This is a genomic window from Rhizobium sp. ZPR4 (assembly GCF_040215725.1).
In the GTDB taxonomy this organism is placed as follows: domain Bacteria; phylum Pseudomonadota; class Alphaproteobacteria; order Rhizobiales; family Rhizobiaceae; genus Rhizobium; species Rhizobium rhizogenes_D.
The window spans coordinates 1813170-1832192 of the sequence record NZ_CP157967.1; the positions used below are offsets into that span (position 1 = coordinate 1813170).

The window sequence follows — 19023 nt, forward strand, 5'->3', positions numbered from 1 at the left end:
ACCGGCCGAAGACATCGACCACCGCTTGTCCGTTCAGGCGGCGGACGAGCGCACGCCTTATGTGGCTCTCTTGTCATCAAGAACAGGAAGTCACTGAGCTGGCAAAAGGCCTGAACAGAAGCAATAGCTTCGAAAGCCAAATCAAATCCAGCCCGATCAGAAAATCGTCCTACAACCGTTCCCGAGGCCATTCAGGGCGGCGCGAGCCGCGCCTCACCTCATATTGCCCTGACACAAAACATGTCGCTTCCATTCGAGGCTTGTCGACGCCCAATGTTCGCGTCTGCGACGGAAGTCTTGGAACTGGTGAAAGAGCGGAAAGTGAGTTGGAAGCCATTTCCGATGCGCTGGAAACCGCGCAGCCGAAAACCCTTGAAACGTTACAGATTAGTCAACGATTTCAAGAGGTTTTTGGTGGGTGATGTAGGGCTCGAACCTACGACCCGCTGATTAAGAGTCAGCTGCTCTACCAACTGAGCTAATCACCCGTACCGCTTGCTGGCGGCGTGACCGGGCATATAAATAGGATCGGTTTGATTGTCCAGCGGCCAGACGAATTTTCTTTATCTTTTTGTCAAAAAAATTTCAGAGGCCGCCGAAAACTCAATAAAATCAAAGCTCAAGAATTCCTGACGCAACACGCACCGCCTGGCCGCCGATACGGGCATTGGCGATCAGGCCACCATCGATGTCGAGGTGAAGATGAATCAGCGACGGCCGCCCCATCTCGATGCCCTGCTCTATGATGACCGGATGATGCCCATCCGGCAGCGCGTCGAACTGATTGATCGCACCGGATAGCGCCGCCACTGCGGCACCTGTCGCCGGGTCCTCGACGATACCCATTCCCACGGGGAACATGCGCGCATGGAATTTGGCAACGTGATTGACGCCACCGCGACAATAAATGAAAGCCGAGGCAAGCGCGCCGTCGACGAAGGGCACCGTCTTTTCCCAGAGCTGCAGATCGAATTCCAGCCGTTCTGCCGCGCCGACATCATGCACCGGCACCAGAAGGAACGGCACACCGGCACTCCAGATGGAGGGAACATGATTCTCGAAGCCGATCTCGGTGATTTTCAGGCTGAGCGCGTTGGCGATATCGGCTCTGTCGAGCGGCAGAAGGATCTCCTGCGACTTCTTCGGCAGGTCGAACTCGGCAAAGCTCGCCTTGTTCTGCCGCAGCTTGATGGCACAGCGCACCGGCCCGACACGCTCGTCGAGAACCGAAACAAGATCGAGATCTCCGCCGTGATTGGCATGGGCCTTCTCCGCCAAGGCGATCGCTGTGCCGACGGTCGGATGTCCGGCAAACGGGAGTTCGCGGCCCGGCGTGAATATTCGCAGGCTCGCCGTATGGGCGGGATTTTGCGGCGGCAGCACGAATACGGTCTCGGAAAGGTTCATCTCCCTGGCAATCGCCTGCATCGCCTCGTCGCTCAACCCCTCGGCATCGAAGATGACCGCAAGTGGATTGCCCGCCAGTTTGTTGTCGGTGAACACATCATAGACACTATAGCTGCGTGCCAATCCGGCCTCCATCCATACTTCCAGACTTGATTATTCATACCGGCAAGCGACCACAGCGCAAGCCCAAGCTATCTGCCGTCACCGAAGAACCAGGCGAGGATCGGCAGCATCGCGACATTGTAGCGCTGCGCCGCTGGATCAGCCGAACGAATCGCGACCACACCGTCGACTTCATCCTCTTCGGAAACCAGCACATGTGCCTCGATTCGCCGCAACATATCCTCGGCTGTCCAGGGAAAGCGGAAAACGCGGAAGAGCGTGACCGAACGGCTTATATGGGTAGCATAGTACTGAGGATCTGCGGTCGCATCATTCAGATCCAGACCGGTTTCCTCCAGCACTTCGCGCCGCATGTTGCCCGCCACATCTGCATGTCCGTCAACGATATCGTTCTCATCCAGCGAGCCGGCAGCGCAATAGACCTGTCCGGGATTGGCTGTATGCGGCGCCATGCGGATCGCGATGATAGCATTATCGGACGACACCACAACCGCAAGGCCGAAAAGGTGAAAACCACCCGGCTGCCTCTGCCTGCGCCACCAGAGAAACGTCGAGAAAGATGTTACATAGGATTCCCCCGTCACAGCGCCGTCAACAATCGACAGCCGGTGCTGGAACACCATGCGGCCATCATAGAGGGCTGGATTGGCGGCGATTTCCCTTGCCCAGCTCTCCTGAGCCGCCTCCCGCTCGCGAACATGGAAGGGATGCTCTCCGGGAAGGACAGCAAGATCGATGCTGGAGATGGGAAATACAGTGCCTTCCGGCGGCCAGCCGGCCGTATCGTTTTGTTCTGAAACGCTCATATCAAATCCAATGTCATGACGACGGGGCAGTGGTCTGAGGCCTTCGGCCGGTCCCAGCCGACGCGCGGATAGCGCTCCACCTCCTGCCCCGGTGGGAATAAGGTGCGGAAAGGCTGGCCCGAGCGGACGATATCGGGAAGGCGCGTCGCATTGGCCTGCGCCAGAGCCGGAGAGAGCCAGATGTAGTCGAGCTGGCAGAGCCGCTGCTCCTGAGGCCCGCGGGCATGGTAGAGCGTCCAGCGGTCAAGTTCGTCCCGGCGCCGCACGACATTTTCGACAAAGCCGTCATGGCTGAAGACATCGAGCGCACTGCCCTTCTCCTCACTGCGTGGCTCGAAGCGATAACCGCTGCGGCGTATACCGATGACATCGATCCATTCCTGATAGTCGTTCATATCGCCGCAAATCGCGAAGTTCTTCGACGCCGTATGACCGGCGCCAAACCGATCTTCGATAATGCGGCGAACCGCCATCGTCTCGGCCCGGCGGATCGGCATGGTCGCGTGACGTCCATCCATGCCCTCGCGTGCCGGTCCCATCGATTTCAGATGCGCCACATAGAGCGAGAACGGCACGCCGCCGATGTGAAGATGCAGCTCCAGGCAATCGCGCTTGAAGATCTTGTCTTCCGCATGGTGACCGAGCTCCGCCAGCTCGTCGCTGAAAAGACCGAAATCGCCATACGTAACCATGGCGTGACTTTTGATGTCGTTGAGCACGATCGGCTGGCCGTCACGCGTCTCCTCCCGCATCATCACGGCGACATCGATGCCGCGGCTGTCATTGCCCTCGATCAGGTATTTCTGGCGATAGCCATTGCCGACCATGCGGTAGAGATAGCCGTATTCGAAAGCCTGCAGCGCCGCCATGTTGTCGACTTCCTGCAGGCAGATGATGTCGGCATCGGCGTCTGCGATCGCCAGCGCCGTCATCTGTCTGGTGTCGTCGGTGGCGGCAACCACCCGCGCTGCCTCAAGCTGCTGATAGACCTCCTCGTTGCGGACATCGAAGAGCTGCAGCACGCGATCCTGGCGCAGCTGGTTGCGGAAACCGGTGTAATCGAAACGGGTCAGAAGGTTTTCGACATTGAAGGTCGCAAGGCGCAGGGACATGAAGCATTCCAGTTTACGAAGAAAATGTGAGCCGGCTTATATCAGCCGGCTTTGGCTGTTACGGTCGACTTGAATTTGCCCATCAGATAAGGGCCGGAAAGAACCGGTGCGTATTTCGGCTGTTCGCCGTCCTTCAGGCATGACGGCAGACAGGCGATCTCAGCAAACCAGTTCGGCTGATGGAAGAAGGCAAGGGATTGCCGACGCTGCATGCCGCCCTCCTCCGGCGGCGGATTGACAACGCGATGCACGGTCGAAACCCAGCGATCGTTGGTCCACAGCGCCATCAGGTCGCCGATATTGATGACGAAAGCACCCTCGACCGGCGGCACCGGCGTCCATTGGCCATCGGGTGCAATGATCTCAAGACCCTTCGAGCCGGGCTGCGGCCGGAGAATCGTCAGGCTGCCGTAGTCGGTATGCGCGCCGGCGCGAAGCTGGCCCGGCTGCGGCGGCACATGCTGCTCGGGATAGTTCAGTGCCCGCAGTGCGCTGATCGGCGCGTCAACATAGGCATCGAAGAAATGCTCGTCGAGGCCAAGCGCCGTTGCGAAGACGCGCATGATGCGTGCCGCCAGATCTTCCATCCCCCGATAATAGGCCTTCCAAGCTTCCACAAACCCTTCGGGCCCTTCAGGCCAGATGGTTTCCGCATAGCAAAAACCCAGCGCTTCGGGATCGCTCATGCCTGCGGGAACGGAAAGCGGGCCGCCATTGAAGCTCTCCTTCAGGTCCGGCGGCGTGTCGACATTGCGCGATTTTGCAAGCGCCTCGGTTCCCGGCCCAAGATAGCCATAGGGATAGCCAGGATAGAGCGTCTTGGCGCGCTGCTTTGTCTCGGGCGGCAGATCGAAGAAAGTCTGCGTCTTCTTCCAGACCTCGGCGATCACGGCATCCGCGACACCGTGGTTGGCAACCGCCAGGAAGCCGGTCGAGCGGCATATCCGATCCACCTCCGCGCCAAGCCGCTTTTTCTCGTCGTGATCGGCTACCTCGAAAGCGCCGAGATCGAAAATCGGAAAGCTATGATCGGACATAAGCGACTCCCCTTCGTGACGTCGAGCAAATCAAGCATAGGAGGCGGCAGGGAACAACCATCTTGTCCCCTGTCCGATCAAAGCCGCCAGGCGGAGCGAATGGCGATCCGGTAGTCGTCGCCAACAGCGACAGCCTCACGGCTATAGGCCCGCAGCACTTGCCCATCCGGCATCGACAGCCTCATCGCATAGCGCTCCCCCTCATAGAGAACGGAATCGACCCGGCAGGAGATGCCCTCCGCATCGGCAAGCACATCCTCAGGGCGCACAAGGACATCCGCACTCGGCGAGCCGCCTACCCGATTATCCCAGAGACCGCGGAAGGACGACCAGTCGATGCGGCGCTGACCGCCGCCTGGAAAAGCAAGCGACAGGATTGCGCCCTGCCCGACGAGACCACCGACCATTCTGCCTTCGGGGCGTGCATAGATTTCGGCCGGCGGCGCCACCTGCAGCAGCCGCCCCTCGGACATGACGGCGACGTCGGTCGCAAGCGCCATCGCCTCACTCTGGTCATGCGTCACATAGACCATCGTGGCACCCGAGCGCTGGTGGAACTCGCGGAAGGTTTCTTCCATCTCCTTCTTCAGGTGACGATCGAGGTTTGCAAGCGGCTCGTCCAGCAGCACGACATCGGGCGATGTCACCAGGCAGCGAGCAAGCGCCACACGCTGCCGCTGACCGCCGGAGAGATCGGCTGGCCTGCGTTCGGCGTAATCGCCAAGGCGCACGGTCGCGAGCGCCTCGCGCACCTTCTCGCGGTAGCGTTCGCCGGAGATGCCGCGCACCTTCATCGGATAGCCGACATTGTCTGATACGTTCATATGCGGCCAGAGCGCATAGGACTGGAACACCATCGCCATATTGCGCCGTTCGGGCGGCAACATGTTTGCCGCATCCGCCAGCAGCCGTTCGCCGAGGTGGATGGAGCCATCGGTCGGCTGCTCGAAACCGGCTATCATTCGAAGCACGGTCGTCTTGCCGCAGCCCGAGGGGCCGAGCAGCGCCAGGAAGCCGCCTTCGCGGACATCCAGCGACAAGGCGTTGACCGCAGCCCGCCCACCTGTGCCGAAATCCTTGCTGATATGATTGAGGATCAGCTTCGCCAAGGCACCACTCCCTTCGGCAGGCGCTTGGCCATGATTTCCAGAAGCACCATCATGATAACGACCATGGCGATGACGATGACCGACATGGCCGAGGCAAGATCGGCGCTGCCGCCATCATCGAGATTGTAGATGACGACGCCAAGCGTCTGCGTGCCGGCCGACCAGAGCAGCGCCGAAACGGTCAGCTCGTTGCAGGCAATGAGGAAGACGAGGATCACCGACGCGCCCGCAGCCGGCGCGATCAGCGGCACGATGATATCGGTCAGCCGACGGAAGAAGCCAGCGCCCGAAAGACGCGCAGCCTCCTCCAATGCCGGATCGAGCTGCAGAAAGGCGCTCATGACCGGTTTCAGGCTGACGGCGAAGTATGCGGAGAAATAGGCGAGCAGGATGATCCAGATCGTCCCGTAAAGCGTGACATTGAGGATCGGAAGCGGTGCCGCAAACACCAGAATGAAGCATACGGCAATGATGATGCCCGGAAGCGAATAGGGGATCTCGATCATGCCGCCGACGATGCGGCTCAACATGTCCTTCCGCCGCGTCAGCGCATAGGCCGCAAGCACTGTCACCAGCAGGAGACCAAGGGCTGTCATGCCGGCGAGGAACAGCGAGTTGGAAAAGGCCGTGCGCGTTATGCTCTGCCGAAACAGGATTTCCGTGAAGGCGTTGAGCGATGCCGTCTTGAAAGTGAGCGGAACCCCATAGGCTGGCACCAGCGCGCCGGCAACCAGCGCCAGGAAGGGCGCGACGAGCATGACGAACAGGATGGTGCAGAGCACCGGCAGCGCCACGTAGCGCCATCGGCCGAGCGAAAAGACGGCCGTCGCGCCGGAAATGCCGATGACGCGATAATCACGCCCCTTCAAGGCCCTGCCCTGCACGGCAAGCCCGGCAACCGCAATGACGGCGATCATCGTCGACAGCACGGCGATATCGCCGAATGTGCGCGGGCCGAAGCTGGAGAACTTGGTGAAGATCAGGGTCGAGAGCGTATAGATCGAGGCGGGAATACCGAGGATCGCGGGAATGCCGAAATTGCCGATCGAGGAAACGAAGGCGATGGCCGCACCCGCGATGACACCGGGCAGAGACAAGGGCAGGATGATATCGCGGAAAACGCGCAGGCCCGAGGCGCCGGAAAGCCTTGCAGCCTCCACACCATCGCGCGGCAGCGCCATCAGGCCGGCGCGCAGGGCGAGATAGACGAGCGGTGCATGCTGAACGCCGTAGAGCAGCGCAATGCCGCCGACAGAATAGAGCGGCTGCGGCGAGCCTAGCGGCGGCGCGATATGCAATGCTTTCAGTAGGGGGCTCGACGGCCCGGACATCTGCACCCAGGCGAGTGCCGTCACTTGCGGCGGGATCATCATCGGCAATACGAAGAGGAAGCCGAGCAGCCCCCTGCCCGACAGATCCGTCAATGTCAGCAGGAATGCGAAGAGGCAGCCAAGCAAGACGGAAACGATGGTGCCGAGCACCGCCGTCTCGATCGTGTACCACGCAGAGCGCCAGAGCGCCGGATCGGTGATGAGCTCATAGGTACCACCCCTGAGCAGCGCCTCGATGCCGGCAAGCGCCAGCCGCGCCAGCGGCAGGACGCTGAGCAAAAGCACGACGGCAACAACAAAAGGAAACAGCCAGGCCGGCTGGCTGTTTCCTCGACGCACATATCCGTACATTCCAAATCCGGGTCGGATTACTTCGACTTGAAGTAGGTGGAGAAAGTCTTCAGGTCCTGATCCGTGTTCTTCAGGGCATCGGCGGCATTCAACGGCAAAACCTTGATGCTGTCACGCGCCGGGAAACCTTCCGGCAGCGGCGTGCCGTTGCGGGCCGGAATATAACCGAGCTTCAGGAAGCCTTCCTGGCCCTTTTCCGAGAGAACGTAGTCGACGAACTTCTTGGCGGCATCGGCATGCTGCGTGCCGGCGAGAATGCCGACCGGCTCGGTGACTGCCGAAACGCCTTCCTTCGGGAAGACGAATTCCAGCGGGGCGCCCTTGGCCTTTTCGCGGATCGGCATGTAGTCGACGATCATGCCATAGGCCTTTTCGCCGGAAGCGACGGACTTGAGCACGGCGCCGTTGCCGCCTGCAGCGATCGCGCCGTTGTCGGCGAGGCTCTTGTAGTAGTCCCAGCCGAGGCTGCTGACGCCGGCCAGCGTCTGCGCGTGAATGAGAGCGGCACCCGAAGCCAGCGGGCTCGGCATGGCGACGAGGCCCTTGGCTTCCGGCTTGACCAGATCCTGCCAGCTTGCCGGCTTCATTGCGGCCGCCGTGTTGTAGACGATGCCGGTCGTGATCAGCTTCGTGGAATAGTAATAGCCGTCGGCGTCATAGAGCGACGCATCGTAATTGGCGGCTTCCGGCGACTTGTAGGCGAGCAGCTTGCCGGCTTCCTTGAGACGCTCCAGCGTGACGGTGTCGGCGATCAACAGAACATCGGCGACCGGAGCGCCGGCCTGCATCTCAGCCTGCAGCTTCGCAATGATCTGCGGCGTGCCGTCGCGAACCCAGTCGACCTTGATGCCGGGATTGGCGGCCATGAACCCATCGACGGTCGCCTGCGCATCGGCATTTGGCTGGCTGGTGTAGAGGACGAGATCGGCAGCATTTGCGGTACCGGAGAAAAGAGCGATGGCCAACAGGCCGGCAAAAGCGGAAATAAAGGTCTTCATGAAAACGTCCTCGGCTAGGTTGCAGGAGGGTTGTCTAGACGCACGGCTTAACATGATTGTGACAGTTGAATTTGAATAGATTGCCGTTCATATGATGATTGAATCTTGACCATCGTCCTCTCGCACTATTTTCTGACGCACGTATTTCAGACGGGATCGAGGAGGACAGATCTATGGAATATCGCCTACTTGGCCGCTCCGGCCTCAAAGTTTCCACCATCACCATGGGCACCATGACCTTCGGCGGAGTCGGTTGGGCAAAAACCGTCGGCGATCTCGGTGTCAAGGAAGCCAAGAAGCTTGTCGACATGTGCGTCGATGCCGGCGTCAACCTGCTCGATACGGCCGACGTCTACTCGCAAGGCGCATCGGAAGAAATCCTCGGCGAGATCATCGGCGGCCCGCGCAAGAACGGCGTGCTCATCGCCACCAAGGCGCGTTTTCCGATGGGTCCGGGCGTCAATGATGTCGGCTCTTCCCGCCAGCATCTCATTCAGGCCTGCGAGGCGAGCCTGAAGCGCATGAAGACCGATGTCATCGATCTCTACCAGCTGCATGAGTGGGACGGGCAGACGCCGCTGGAAGAGACGATGGAAGCACTCGACACATTGGTCCGCCAGGGCAAGGTCCGCTACATCGGCTGCTCGAATTTTTCCGGCTGGCACATCATGAAGGCGCTCGGCGTCAGCGAGCGTGACAAGCGCGAACGCTTCGTCAGTCAGCAGATCCATTACACGCTGGAAGCCCGCGACGCGGAAAACGAGCTGGTGCCGATCAGCATCGATCAGGGTCTTGGCATTCTCGTCTGGAGCCCGATTGCAGGTGGCCTGCTGTCGGGCAAGCACCGGCGCAACCAGGCGACGCCGGAGGGCACGCGCCAGTTCGCCGGCTGGACGGAACCGCCGATCCGCGATGAAAACCGCCTGTGGAACATCGTCGATACGCTGGTGGAGATCGCCGAGGGTCGCGGCGTTTCCGCAGCTCAAGTGGCGCTTGCCTGGCTGATCGGCCGAAAGGGCGTGACCTCGGTCATCATCGGCGGCCGCACCAAAGCCCAGTTCAAGGACAATCTCGCCAGTGCCGAATTGAAACTGACCGACGAGGAGCGCAAGCGGCTCGACGACGTCAGCCTGCCGCCGCTGATGTATCCCTATTGGCACCAGCGCAATACGGCCAGTGATCGTCTGAGCGAGGCCGACCTTTCACTGATCGGCCCGCATCTGACGAAGTGACGAAAACTGGATGGCGGCTTCGAGCATTTCCGTTTCGAACAGAGGCACGGAAATGCTCAATCTTTTTACTTTCACGCAATTCCGGACGCAAAACCGCTTTGCACTTTTGCTGGAATTGCTTAAGCCGCCATTGCCCCGATCTCGCCGGCAATCAGCTTGCCGAGCCGCGAGATGCCCTCTTCGATCATCTCGTCATTGGCGCAGGAGAAGCTGACGCGGAAAGTGTTCGCGCCGCTGCCATCGGCGAAGAAGGCCTGACCGGGTACGAAAGCAACCTTTGCCGTTTCCAGCGACCTTGCCAGCAGCTTGGCGCCGTCCATGCCCTTCGGCAGGGTGACCCAGACGAACATGCCGCCTTCCGGCTTCGTCCAGCTCGTGCCGTCAGGCATATATTTCGCAAGCGCTGCCAGCATACAGTCGCGGCGATGGCTATAGGTCTTGCGGACCTTGGCGACCTGCGCCTCGAAACCGCGCTCAGCGACTTGATGGATCGCGATCTGGTTGATCGTCGAGGAATGCAGATCGGCTGCCTGCTTCATCAGGACCAGCTTGCGGATGACGGGCGCATTGGCAACGACGAAGCCGACGCGCAAGCCCGGCGCCAGCGTCTTGGAGAAGCTGCCGCAATAGATCGTGCGCGTGTCGTTGATGTTGCCCTTGCGCGCGATTTCGAGCGCCAGGATCGGCGCAACCGGCTCGCCGTCGTAACGCAGCGACTGATAGGCAGCGTCTTCGATGACGGCGATATCGAGCTCTTCGGCAAGATCGAGCAGCTTCTCGCGCCCGGCCAGATCGACCGTCTCGCCCGTCGGATTGGCGAAATCGGCCGAGAGATAGGCGAATTTCACCCGACCACCCGCCTGCGAAGCCGCAGCGCGATAGGAATCCGGCGTGCGGTTGCCGTTCGGCGTCAGCTGGTCGTAGGTCGGCTCATAGGCGTTGAAAGCCTGCAGCGCACCGAGATAGGTCGGCGCCGTCACCAGCGCCGTATCCTTCGGCGACAGGAAGAGCTTGCCGAGATAATCGAGCCCCTGCTGCGAACCGGAAACGATGAAGACGTTCTCGAGCTCACAGGGAATACCGAGCGCCGCCATCTGTCCAACCAGCCATTCGCGCAGCGGCTTATAGCCTTCGCTGACTGAATATTGCAGCGCCGCGTTGACGGTCGGGCCGGAAAAGATATCGGCATAGGCCTGCTTGAACTCCGCATCCGGAAACAATGCGGGATCGGGAATACCGCCGGCGAAAGAGATGATATCCGGCCGCTCCAGCAGCTTCAGCAGCTCGCGGATTTCGGAGGCGCGCATACGGCTAGAACGCGTCGCAAAGATATTTTCCCAATTCAACATGGGGTTTCCTCGTAATTTTTGATCTTTATTGCACAAGATCACGCAACAAAAGATAAGTCAACAATACTGACCTATTTTGTTGTGACGGTGACAAACAATTCCTGGAAATGGTCGATTTGCGGTTGGCCGCCATTGTGCTGAGACTCCCCCAAAAGGACCTACACAATTCCCTCTCCAGATGTTATTCTTACACCGCATCCATCGATCGGAAAAAGTAAGAATGAGCACTGCAACCCTTTCCTCAAAATTTCAGATCTCGATCCCGAAAGAAGTTCGCGAACAACAGCATTGGAGCGCAGGCCAGGAGTTCGTCTTTATTCCCAAGGGCAAGGGCGTGCTGCTTATTCCCGTACCCGAGCTCGCCGACCTTAAGGGCATGGCAAAGGGTGCCAACCCCAGCAATTATCGCGACCGGAAAGACCGGTTCTGATGCGCGTCGTTGATAGCTCGGCATGGATCGAGTGGCTGACCCGAGGCCCTGCGGTGGATCGACTCGAAGGCGAGATGCCCTTGCGAACCGAATGTATCGTCCCCACCATCGTCCAGCTCGAACTCGCCAAATGGTTGGAGCGCGAGCGCGATGAGGACGCCGTCGATTCGTTCTTCGCCTACACCGCCACCTGCATCATCGCTTCCCTAGACACGACCCTTGCCCGCCGAGCCGCCGAAGTCTCAGCGAAACACAAACTCTCACTTGCCGACGCGATCATCTACGCCACTGCGGAACTGCACGATGCCGACGTCCTGACGCTGGATGCTCACTTCAAAGGCCTAGATCGCGTCGTCTATCTTGGTAAGGAATAACAGTGGTTCATTCTACCCGCTTGTCGCTATCCATCTCGAATAAAGAAAAATGAGCCACGGGAAGCATGAGCACCGACCCGACATCGTCCTTCTATACCGACAACGCCGCCGTTTATGCAGCGCGCAACCGCAAGCTGCCGAGACAGAGGCTTGATGCCTTCCTCGGCGCCCTACCCGCCGGCGCAGCCATTCTCGAATTGGGTTGCGGCGGTGGTCAGGATGCCGCCTACATGCTGTCCCGCGGCTTCGAGATTACGCCCACGGACGGTTCCGCCGAACTCGCTAGAGAGGCAGAAAAACGTCTCGGCAAGCCCGTTCGAATCATGCGCTTCGAAGCCCTGGATGCCACAGAGGCTTTCGATGGAGTATGGGCGGAAGCAAGCCTCCTGCATGTTCCGCGATCCGTCCTGCCGGATGTCTTCGACCGTATTTTGCGCGCCCTGAAAACGGGCGGCATCTTCCATGCCAGCTTCAAGGCGGGAGAAGCAGAAGGACACGACAAGTTCGGGCGCTACTACAACTACCCTTCCGCTACCTGGCTTGAGGCTATGCTGAGCGCCGGAGGATGGAAAAACATCGTCACGACCGAGGCCAATGGCGGCGGCTTCGATGGTGAGCCGACAAAATGGCTCCATGTCAAAGCCCAAAAATAGAAAGGCCGGAGCTCTCGCCCCGGCCCTCCATTCCGGCTCTCGCCGAAAGCTTAGTTGACCGACTTGTCGACCAGCTTGTTCTTGCCGATCCAGGGCATCATGCCGCGCAGCTTGGCGCCGACTTCTTCGATCTGGTGGCTGTCGTTGTTGCGGCGGATACCCTTGAAGCGGGCCGCGCCCGAACGGTATTCCTGCATCCACTCGGAGGTGAACTTGCCGGTCTGAATGTCCTTGAGGACGCGCTTCATCTCGGCCTTGGTTTCGGCAGTGATGATGCGCGGACCGGAGACGTATTCTCCCCACTCTGCCGTGTTCGAGATCGAGTAGTTCATGTTGGCGATACCGCCTTCATAGATCAGGTCGACGATGAGCTTCACTTCGTGCAGGCACTCGAAATAGGCCATTTCCGGAGCGTAGCCGGCTTCAACCAGCGTTTCGAAGCCGGCGCGGATAAGCTCGACGAGACCGCCGCAAAGAACGACCTGTTCGCCGAAGAGGTCGGTTTCGCACTCTTCGCGGAAGTTGGTTTCGATGATGCCCGAACGGCCGCCGCCGACGCCGCAAGCGTAGGAGAGAGCGAGTTCAAGCGCGTTACCGGAAGCGTTCTGGTGAACGGCAACGAGGCAGGGAACGCCGCCGCCCTTCTGGTATTCGCCGCGAACCGTGTGACCCGGGCCCTTCGGAGCGATCATAACAACATCGACCGAAGCCTTAGGCTCGATGAGGCCGAAGTGAACGTTTAGGCCGTGTGCGAAGGCGATCGCAGCGCCGTCACGAATGTTCGGAGCGATGTCGGACTTGTAGATGTCGGCCTGCAGCTCGTCGGGGGTTGCCATCATCATCAGGTCGGCCCAGGCGGCAGCTTCGGCAACGGTCATGACCTTGAAGCCATCGGCTTCGGCCTTCTTGATCGTGGGCGAACCGGCCTTCAGCGCGATCACAAGATTCTGTGCGCCGCTGTCCTTCAGGTTCAGCGCATGAGCGCGGCCCTGGGAACCGTAGCCGATGACGGCGACCTTCTTCGACTTGATGAGGTTGAGATCGGCATCACGATCGTAATAGACGCGCATTGTTTGTCCTTCCCTTTGCTTGTCTGGGTGCAGATTTTAAATTGTCAGACGGTCGCTGTTGCTTCCGCCAATACCTTTTCCGTGCCGTAAAGCTTGAGGAAGGCGCTGACCGCCTTTTCCGCCTGACGGCTCGTATCCTTCAAACCGGGCTCGCCGAGCAGCATGCGAACATGCAGATCGGAGACGATGAGCCCGTAAAGCGTGTGATATGCCTCGTCGGCATCGGTGAAGCGCAACAATCCCACCCGCTTGCCGGCATCGATGAGACCGATGGCGCGGCGGTCGATCTGCCGGCGCCCGCGCTCCAGCAAAAGCTTACCGAGCTTGGAGCCGTCACGGTTCGACTGGCCGATCGCCAGGCGGTTCAAGGCGAGAGAAACGTCGCCGGCCAGAACCTCGAGCAGATCGCGGGCGAAAATGACGAGATGGTCATGCAGGCTTGCCGTATTCAGCCGTTCGCCATTGCGCTCGAAGGTGCGCACTTTGCTGGCCTGATAGGTAATCATCGCCGACAGCAAGCCGTCGCGATCGCCGAACCACTTATAAAGGCTTTCCTTGGAGCAATTGGCGGCACGCGCGACGCCCGAGGTCGTCAGCGCCTTTTCGCCGCCGTCGACGAGGAGACGCAGCGCCTGTTCCAGAACCGCGTTCTGGCGCGGCGAAAACTCGCTCGACTGTCCTACTTCGCTCAGCACGATGGCCACTCCCAAATGCGTACCGTACGGTACGGTTCGTGGCGCTTTATGCAGGACGCCAATGCGGCCGTCAAGCGGAATTCGTTGCTGCACTGCGCCAAAAAGAGAGCGCTTGTCAGGGCAGGCCCATGCCGGCTAGAGCTTGTCGCTTATCCGCTTCTGTGCTGGAGCCTCCTGATGAAAGTCGAACGGTCGTTGCCTCTCGATATACCAACCCTTCTCACGCCATCCAGCGGCAGCATGGCCGAAGACAAGCAACGCGTGCTCGTCCGTATCGCGGGGATCGGCATGGCGATGGGCCTGCTTGCCCTGCCCGCCTCGGCTCACTCAACGGCAAAATCAGTCCCCGCACCCGCGGGACGCTATTGCGGCAAACTTCTCTCCAGCGACAAACTGGTCGATGTAGAGACGTCTCTTCGGGTCGACGGGCAAGGTCACATCTCGGGGACTTATCGCTTCGATGACGATGGAACGACGACGGTCGGATCGGTGTCCGAAGTCGGGACGTCTGGCGGTAGGCAGCGCACGCTGCGCTGGTTCGACAAATATGGAATGGGGTCGCTGACGATCTGCTTCGCTCCCGGCTATCGTCGCTTCGAAGGCTTGTGGGGACCGCAGGGGGCCACTCCCAGCTATATCTGGAATGGCAGTGACTGCGGCGCCCCGATCAGTTGATCGAAGATCACGAGTGTAACGAGTAAGGACGGCGTCTATTCCGCAGCGGCAGCACTGCGCATCGCCTCGACGTCCCTCAGAGGCGGAAGACCGTAGAGACGGCTGTATTCGCGGCTAAACTGCGAGGGGCTCTGATAACCGACGCGATGGCCGGCCGATCCGACATCGAGCTGCTCAACGATCATCAGCCGCCGCGCTTCATGCAGCCGAAGCTGCTTCTGATATTGCATCGGCGACATGGCTGTCACCGCTTTGAAGTGATGGTGTAGCGACGAAACGCTCATGCCAACGCGTTCGGCCAGATCCTCGATACGCAGCGGTTGGGCGAAGTTGCCGCGTATCCAGGCAACGGCGCGCGCCACCCGGTTGCTCTGGCTCTCGGCCATGGCGACCTGCAGCAGCCGAGGCCCGTTCGGACCGGTCAGCAGGCGATAGAGGATTTCTTGCTCGATCAGTGGCGCCATGGCCGGAATATCGTCCGGCCGATCGAGCAATCTGAGCAGCCGCAGAGAGGCATCGAGCAGTTCCGGCGATGCTGCATTGACCGCGAGACCGCGCAAGGGTTCCGCCATCATCGCCTGGCGCGGAATGTTGACGCGCGACAGCAATTCATTCAGCCGTTCGCTTTCGAGCACCATGGAGAAGCAGAGATAGGGCGTTTCGCTTTGGACATTGGTGACCTGTGTCGACACGGGCAGGTCGACAGCCATCAGAATATATTCGCCGACTCCGTAATGGTAGGTATCGGCGCCGACCGTCAGGCTTTTGCGCCCCTGAACGACGACCGCGAAGGATGGCCGATACGCCCCGTGTTGCCATACGGTCACGGCCGACTGCCGATACAGGTTGAGACCCTCTATGGGCGTGCGATGTTCCCCGTCTCCGGTGGCGAAACGGGCAACGATGGACGCGAGTTCCTGGTTGGGATTGAAGGGTAGTGTCATGCGCAACCAACTGTTTTAGAGGGCTTGTCGAGACTTATCTAGGTAACTGCCCGCGACCGCGAAAGGGTGAACACGGAATTAGATTCGCAGGATCGTACACAAAGCTTGCAGGATCGCTCTAACGCTGTCGCCCGATCCCGTTGCATAGTGCAGCGTCTCAATTCCACTCCCACCCCATCCCAAGATCAAGGAAACTCCCATGCCTATCGCAAAGGGTTACGCCGCGACCGACGCGTCCAAGCCGCTCACCCCATTCACCTTCGAGCGCCGCGAACCAAATGACGACGATGTCGCCATCTCCGTCAAATATTGCGGCGTCTGCCATTCCGATATCCACCAGGCCCGCAATGAATGGGGCTTCTCGAAATACCCGATGGTGCCTGGTCATGAGGTTGCCGGCATCGTGACCGCTGTCGGCTCCAAGGTCACGAAGTTCAAGGTCGGCGACCGCGTCGGCGTCGGCTGCTTCGTCGATTCCTGCACGACCTGCGCCACGCGCGACCCGGACTACGAACACTATATGCCGGGTCTGGTGCAGACCTATAACGATGTCGAAGCCGACGGCAAGACGCCGACTTTCGGCGGCTATTCGGACTCGATCGTCGTCAAGGAAGGCTATGTCCTTTCCTTTCCGGACAATATTCCGCTCGACGCAGGCGCCCCGCTCCTTTGCGCCGGTATCACGCTCTACTCGCCGCTGCGCCACTGGAAAGCCGGTTCGGGCAAGAAGGTTGCCATCGTCGGCATGGGTGGCCTCGGCCACATGGGCGTCAAGCTGGCGCATGCCATGGGCGCTGAAGTCACGGTTCTCAGCCAGTCGCTGTCGAAGAAGGAAGACGGCCTCAAGCTCGGCGCCGACCACTATTATGCGACCAGCGATGCCGAAACCTTCACCAAGCTCGCCGGCAGCTTCGACCTTATCCTCAACACGGTCGGCACCGCTATCGATTGGAATGCCTACCTCAACCTGCTGAAATATGACGGCAGCATGGTGCTGCTCGGCGTGCCGGAACATGCCGTTCCGGTCCATGCCTTCTCGCTGATCCCCGGCCGGCGCAGCCTTTCCGGCTCGATGATCGGCTCGATCAAGGAAACCCAGGAAATGCTCGACTTCTGCGGCGAGCACAACATCGTCTCCGAGATCGAGAAGATCAGCATTCAGCAGATCAACGAAGCCTATGAGCGCGTGCTGAAGAGCGACGTCCGCTACCGCTTCGTCATCGATATCGCTTCGCTTGCTTAATTAAAAAAAGGGGCGGCGCCTGATACGGACGCCGCCCCTTTTTATTCCTCACGCACGCTTTCTCTTTGCGTGATCAGCCGGGCGCTGTGCTGCCGGCTGATATAGATCCACAGCCAGCTCCAGGCGACCGCGATGCGCCAGCGAACGCCGATCAGGAAGTAGATGTGGGCAAGCCCCCACACCCACCAGGCGAGCCATCCCTTGAGCTTCAGCCAGCCGAAATCGATGATCGCCGCGCTTTTTCCAATCGTCGCAAGGCTGCCCTGATGGCTGTAATGGAACGGCCCAGGCGCCGGCCGGCCGGCGAGTTTCGCCTTGATGACCTTGGCAACGTAAGCGCCCTGTTGCTTGGCGGCGGGAGCGATCCCCGGCACGGGGCTGCCATCGTCACGCATGACGGCTGCCGTATCACCGATGATGAAGATATCCTCCTTGCCCGGCGCCCTCAGATCCTTGTCGACGATAGCTCGGCCGGCACGATCGGCTGGAATGCCAAGCCATTTCGCCGCCGGCGACGCCTCGACACCCGCCGCCCAGACGATGGTCCGGCATGGCACGAACGTATCGCCGATCGTGACGCCTTCCGCCGAGCACGAGGTGACCGGCTTGCCGAAACGGACTTCGACACCGAGCAGCTCCAGTTCCTTGTGTGCGTAATCGGACAGCTCTTGCGCGAAGGCGGCCAGCACGCGAGGACCGGCCTCCACCAAGATGATCTTCGCCTTGCGGGTGTCGATATTGCGAAATTCCTTCGGCAAGGTCGTCCTTGCCAGTTCCGAGATAATGCCGGCGAGTTCGACGCCCGTGGGACCGGCGCCGACGATCACGAAAGTCAGCAGCGCCTCGCGGACGGCAGGGTCGGTCTCGATCTCCGCCTGCTCGAAGGCCAGCAACAACCGGCGGCGGATGGTCGTGGCGTCCTCCAGCGTCTTCAATCCCGGTGCTACCGGCTCCCACTCGTCATGGCCGAAATAGGCATGGGTGGCGCCGGTCGCCAGCACCAGCGTATCGTAACGGATTTCTTGGCCGTTCTTCAGAAGCACCTGATGCGCCTCGCTGTCGACGCCGACGACCTCGGCAAGCAACGTCGTCACCTCCGGCCTGTCGCGAAAGAAGTTGCGGATCGGCCAGGCGATCTCGGATGTGGCGAGCAAGGTGGTTGCGACTTGATAGAGGAGAGGCTGAAACAGGTGATGATTGCGCCGGTCGACCATCGTGATGCGTACGGGAGCGCCTTTCAGATCATTGGCGAGCTGCACCCCGGCAAAACCGCCCCCGACGACGACGACATGATGATCCTGCATGGCAACACCTCTTATCTAGGTTTCGCCCGAAAACGTAGGGTTGAGACGCATAAGCAGCAACTATCTTTTATGCATGGCACCCCTGCATCCTCTCCCTCGCGCCGAGGACTAGGATGCTTTCGTGGATTGAGCTTGCACAATGAGATTGAATACGTTGCGCACGTCCGCGACGCCGAGAAATCGCGGTACATTCGAGAGCGCAGGTGTCCAGACGCTCATACCGCCGCCACGTCGACCGTAGCCGATCCCGCTATCGGCACCGAAATTGATCGTACCGGAGCCGTCGCCATTCTGATCGAGGTCCAAGGCCGGCAAGCGTTCCAGTGACAAGGTCAGAAGCTTGGCAAACCAGCCTTCGCGCAAAATGATGATGCGTTGATCAGTGACAGCATATTGGGTCCTTGCGCGGACGAATGCATCGACCGCAAAACGGCCGACGATGAGATAGAGGCCAATCAGCACGAAAGGCACCCCCCAAAGCCTGAAAAAGATTGGTGCGTTGCCTTGGCGTACGACCATGCTTTCCCAAAAGACCGCAAAGCCGCCCCATATCAGCGAAAAGGGCACAAGCAGCAGATCTTTTTTGCTGGGCATAAAGCCTTGCTTCGGTCGGCCCTGCCACAATAGTTTTTCACCAGGCACGAAGTAATTTTGAATATCTGCGTTGCGCATGGCGGATTGCCCCTAGAGCGATAATCACAAGACCGATTCTACAACTTCAAAACTTGCCGTCTCCATAGGAGCTTTGCCGGGGTGATATGCGGAATTAGCACGCGACGG

General features: G+C 59.9%; 20 protein-coding genes and 1 tRNA gene. 7 read left to right on the forward strand and 14 right to left on the reverse strand.

Annotated features, from left to right (window positions below):
• Positions 1–59 precede the first annotated feature (59 nt).
• Positions 60–422 (forward strand): hypothetical protein, encoded by a 363-nt coding sequence (locus ABOK31_RS08920; RefSeq protein ID WP_349958592.1) that lies wholly within the window; start codon positions 60–62, stop codon positions 420–422.
• Here ABOK31_RS08920 and ABOK31_RS08925 read toward each other — a convergent pair.
• The 8 genes from ABOK31_RS08925 to ABOK31_RS08960 form a co-directional block, all read right to left on the reverse strand.
• A tRNA-Lys gene (locus ABOK31_RS08925) sits at positions 413–488 on the reverse strand. The two genes, ABOK31_RS08920 and ABOK31_RS08925, sit on opposite strands and share 10 nt — an antisense overlap.
• Before the next feature lie 124 nt (positions 489–612).
• The gene (locus ABOK31_RS08930; protein WP_349958594.1) at positions 613–1530 is read right to left on the reverse strand and encodes a PhzF family phenazine biosynthesis protein; all 918 of its coding nucleotides are present in this window, start codon (positions 1528–1530) and stop codon (positions 613–615) included.
• Positions 1531–1598: 68 nt separating this feature from the next.
• On the reverse strand, positions 1599–2336 hold the full coding sequence (locus tag ABOK31_RS08935) for an NUDIX hydrolase (RefSeq protein WP_349958596.1): 738 nt from the start codon (positions 2334–2336) through the stop codon (positions 1599–1601).
• Positions 2333–3448 (reverse strand): endonuclease/exonuclease/phosphatase family protein, encoded by a 1116-nt coding sequence (locus ABOK31_RS08940; RefSeq protein ID WP_349958598.1) that lies wholly within the window; start codon positions 3446–3448, stop codon positions 2333–2335. Before ABOK31_RS08940 ends, ABOK31_RS08935 begins: the two co-directional genes overlap by 4 nt.
• Before the next feature lie 41 nt (positions 3449–3489).
• Complete coding sequence (locus ABOK31_RS08945) at positions 3490–4485, reverse strand: 2OG-Fe(II) oxygenase family protein (protein ID WP_349958600.1); 996 nt, start codon at positions 4483–4485, stop codon at positions 3490–3492.
• Between the two features lie 77 nt (positions 4486–4562).
• Positions 4563–5594: an ABC transporter ATP-binding protein gene (locus tag ABOK31_RS08950; RefSeq protein ID WP_349958601.1), complete on the reverse strand. Its 1032-nt coding sequence runs from the start codon at positions 5592–5594 to the stop codon at positions 4563–4565.
• Positions 5582–7276: an iron ABC transporter permease gene (locus tag ABOK31_RS08955; RefSeq protein WP_349958603.1), complete on the reverse strand. Its 1695-nt coding sequence runs from the start codon at positions 7274–7276 to the stop codon at positions 5582–5584. Before ABOK31_RS08955 ends, ABOK31_RS08950 begins: the two co-directional genes overlap by 13 nt.
• A gap of 17 nt (positions 7277–7293) precedes the next feature.
• Entirely contained in the window at positions 7294–8274 is a 981-nt protein-coding gene (locus ABOK31_RS08960) for an ABC transporter substrate-binding protein (protein WP_349958604.1), read from the reverse strand.
• 173 nt (positions 8275–8447) lie between these two features.
• Here ABOK31_RS08960 and ABOK31_RS08965 point away from each other — a divergent pair, with 173 nt between their 5' ends.
• Positions 8448–9506 (forward strand): aldo/keto reductase, encoded by a 1059-nt coding sequence (locus ABOK31_RS08965; RefSeq protein ID WP_349958606.1) that lies wholly within the window; start codon positions 8448–8450, stop codon positions 9504–9506.
• Between the two features lie 119 nt (positions 9507–9625).
• Here ABOK31_RS08965 and ABOK31_RS08970 read toward each other — a convergent pair whose 3' ends face one another.
• Positions 9626–10855 (reverse strand): PLP-dependent aminotransferase family protein, encoded by a 1230-nt coding sequence (locus ABOK31_RS08970; protein ID WP_349958607.1) that lies wholly within the window; start codon positions 10853–10855, stop codon positions 9626–9628.
• A gap of 220 nt (positions 10856–11075) precedes the next feature.
• On the opposite strand from ABOK31_RS08970, the gene ABOK31_RS08975 reads away from it, so the two are divergent.
• The 3 genes from ABOK31_RS08975 to ABOK31_RS08985 all read left to right on the forward strand — a co-directional run bounded on the left by ABOK31_RS08975 (position 11076) and on the right by ABOK31_RS08985 (position 12312).
• Complete coding sequence (locus ABOK31_RS08975) at positions 11076–11285, forward strand: AbrB/MazE/SpoVT family DNA-binding domain-containing protein (RefSeq protein WP_174179775.1); 210 nt, start codon at positions 11076–11078, stop codon at positions 11283–11285.
• Positions 11285–11659 (forward strand): type II toxin-antitoxin system VapC family toxin, encoded by a 375-nt coding sequence (locus ABOK31_RS08980; RefSeq protein ID WP_349958609.1) that lies wholly within the window; start codon positions 11285–11287, stop codon positions 11657–11659. The genes ABOK31_RS08975 and ABOK31_RS08980 overlap by 1 nt, the downstream gene beginning before the upstream one ends.
• 65 nt (positions 11660–11724) lie before the next feature.
• Entirely contained in the window at positions 11725–12312 is a 588-nt protein-coding gene (locus tag ABOK31_RS08985; RefSeq protein ID WP_349958610.1) for a class I SAM-dependent methyltransferase, read from the forward strand.
• A gap of 50 nt (positions 12313–12362) precedes the next feature.
• Here the strand turns inward: ABOK31_RS08985 and ilvC are convergent, their stop codons facing one another.
• Together ilvC and ABOK31_RS08995 are read right to left on the reverse strand one after the other, a co-directional pair.
• The gene (gene ilvC / locus ABOK31_RS08990; RefSeq protein WP_349958612.1) at positions 12363–13382 is read right to left on the reverse strand and encodes a ketol-acid reductoisomerase; all 1020 of its coding nucleotides are present in this window, start codon (positions 13380–13382) and stop codon (positions 12363–12365) included.
• A 44-nt stretch (positions 13383–13426) separates the two neighbouring features.
• A complete protein-coding gene (locus tag ABOK31_RS08995) occupies positions 13427–14077 on the reverse strand; it encodes a TetR/AcrR family transcriptional regulator (RefSeq protein ID WP_349958614.1) in 651 nt (216 codons plus the stop codon).
• A 177-nt stretch (positions 14078–14254) separates the two neighbouring features.
• Between ABOK31_RS08995 and ABOK31_RS09000 the strand changes: the two genes are divergently transcribed.
• Entirely contained in the window at positions 14255–14752 is a 498-nt protein-coding gene (locus ABOK31_RS09000) for a hypothetical protein (RefSeq protein WP_349958616.1), read from the forward strand.
• A gap of 35 nt (positions 14753–14787) precedes the next feature.
• Here ABOK31_RS09000 and ABOK31_RS09005 read toward each other — a convergent pair whose 3' ends face one another.
• A complete protein-coding gene (locus ABOK31_RS09005) occupies positions 14788–15696 on the reverse strand; it encodes an AraC family transcriptional regulator (protein ID WP_174179780.1) in 909 nt (302 codons plus the stop codon).
• Between the two features lie 199 nt (positions 15697–15895).
• Here ABOK31_RS09005 and ABOK31_RS09010 point away from each other — a divergent pair, with 199 nt between their 5' ends.
• On the forward strand, positions 15896–16939 hold the full coding sequence (locus ABOK31_RS09010; protein ID WP_349958618.1) for an NAD(P)-dependent alcohol dehydrogenase: 1044 nt from the start codon (positions 15896–15898) through the stop codon (positions 16937–16939).
• Positions 16940–16980: 41 nt separating this feature from the next.
• Here ABOK31_RS09010 and ABOK31_RS09015 read toward each other — a convergent pair whose 3' ends face one another.
• Both ABOK31_RS09015 and ABOK31_RS09020 read right to left on the reverse strand, forming a co-directional pair.
• Positions 16981–18243 carry an NAD(P)/FAD-dependent oxidoreductase gene (locus tag ABOK31_RS09015; protein ID WP_349958620.1) on the reverse strand — a complete coding sequence of 421 codons (1263 nt, stop codon included), beginning with the start codon at positions 18241–18243 and terminating at the stop codon, positions 16981–16983.
• 108 nt (positions 18244–18351) lie between these two features.
• A complete protein-coding gene (locus ABOK31_RS09020) occupies positions 18352–18915 on the reverse strand; it encodes a PH domain-containing protein (RefSeq protein ID WP_349958621.1) in 564 nt (187 codons plus the stop codon).
• Between the last annotated feature and the right edge of the window lie 108 nt (positions 18916–19023).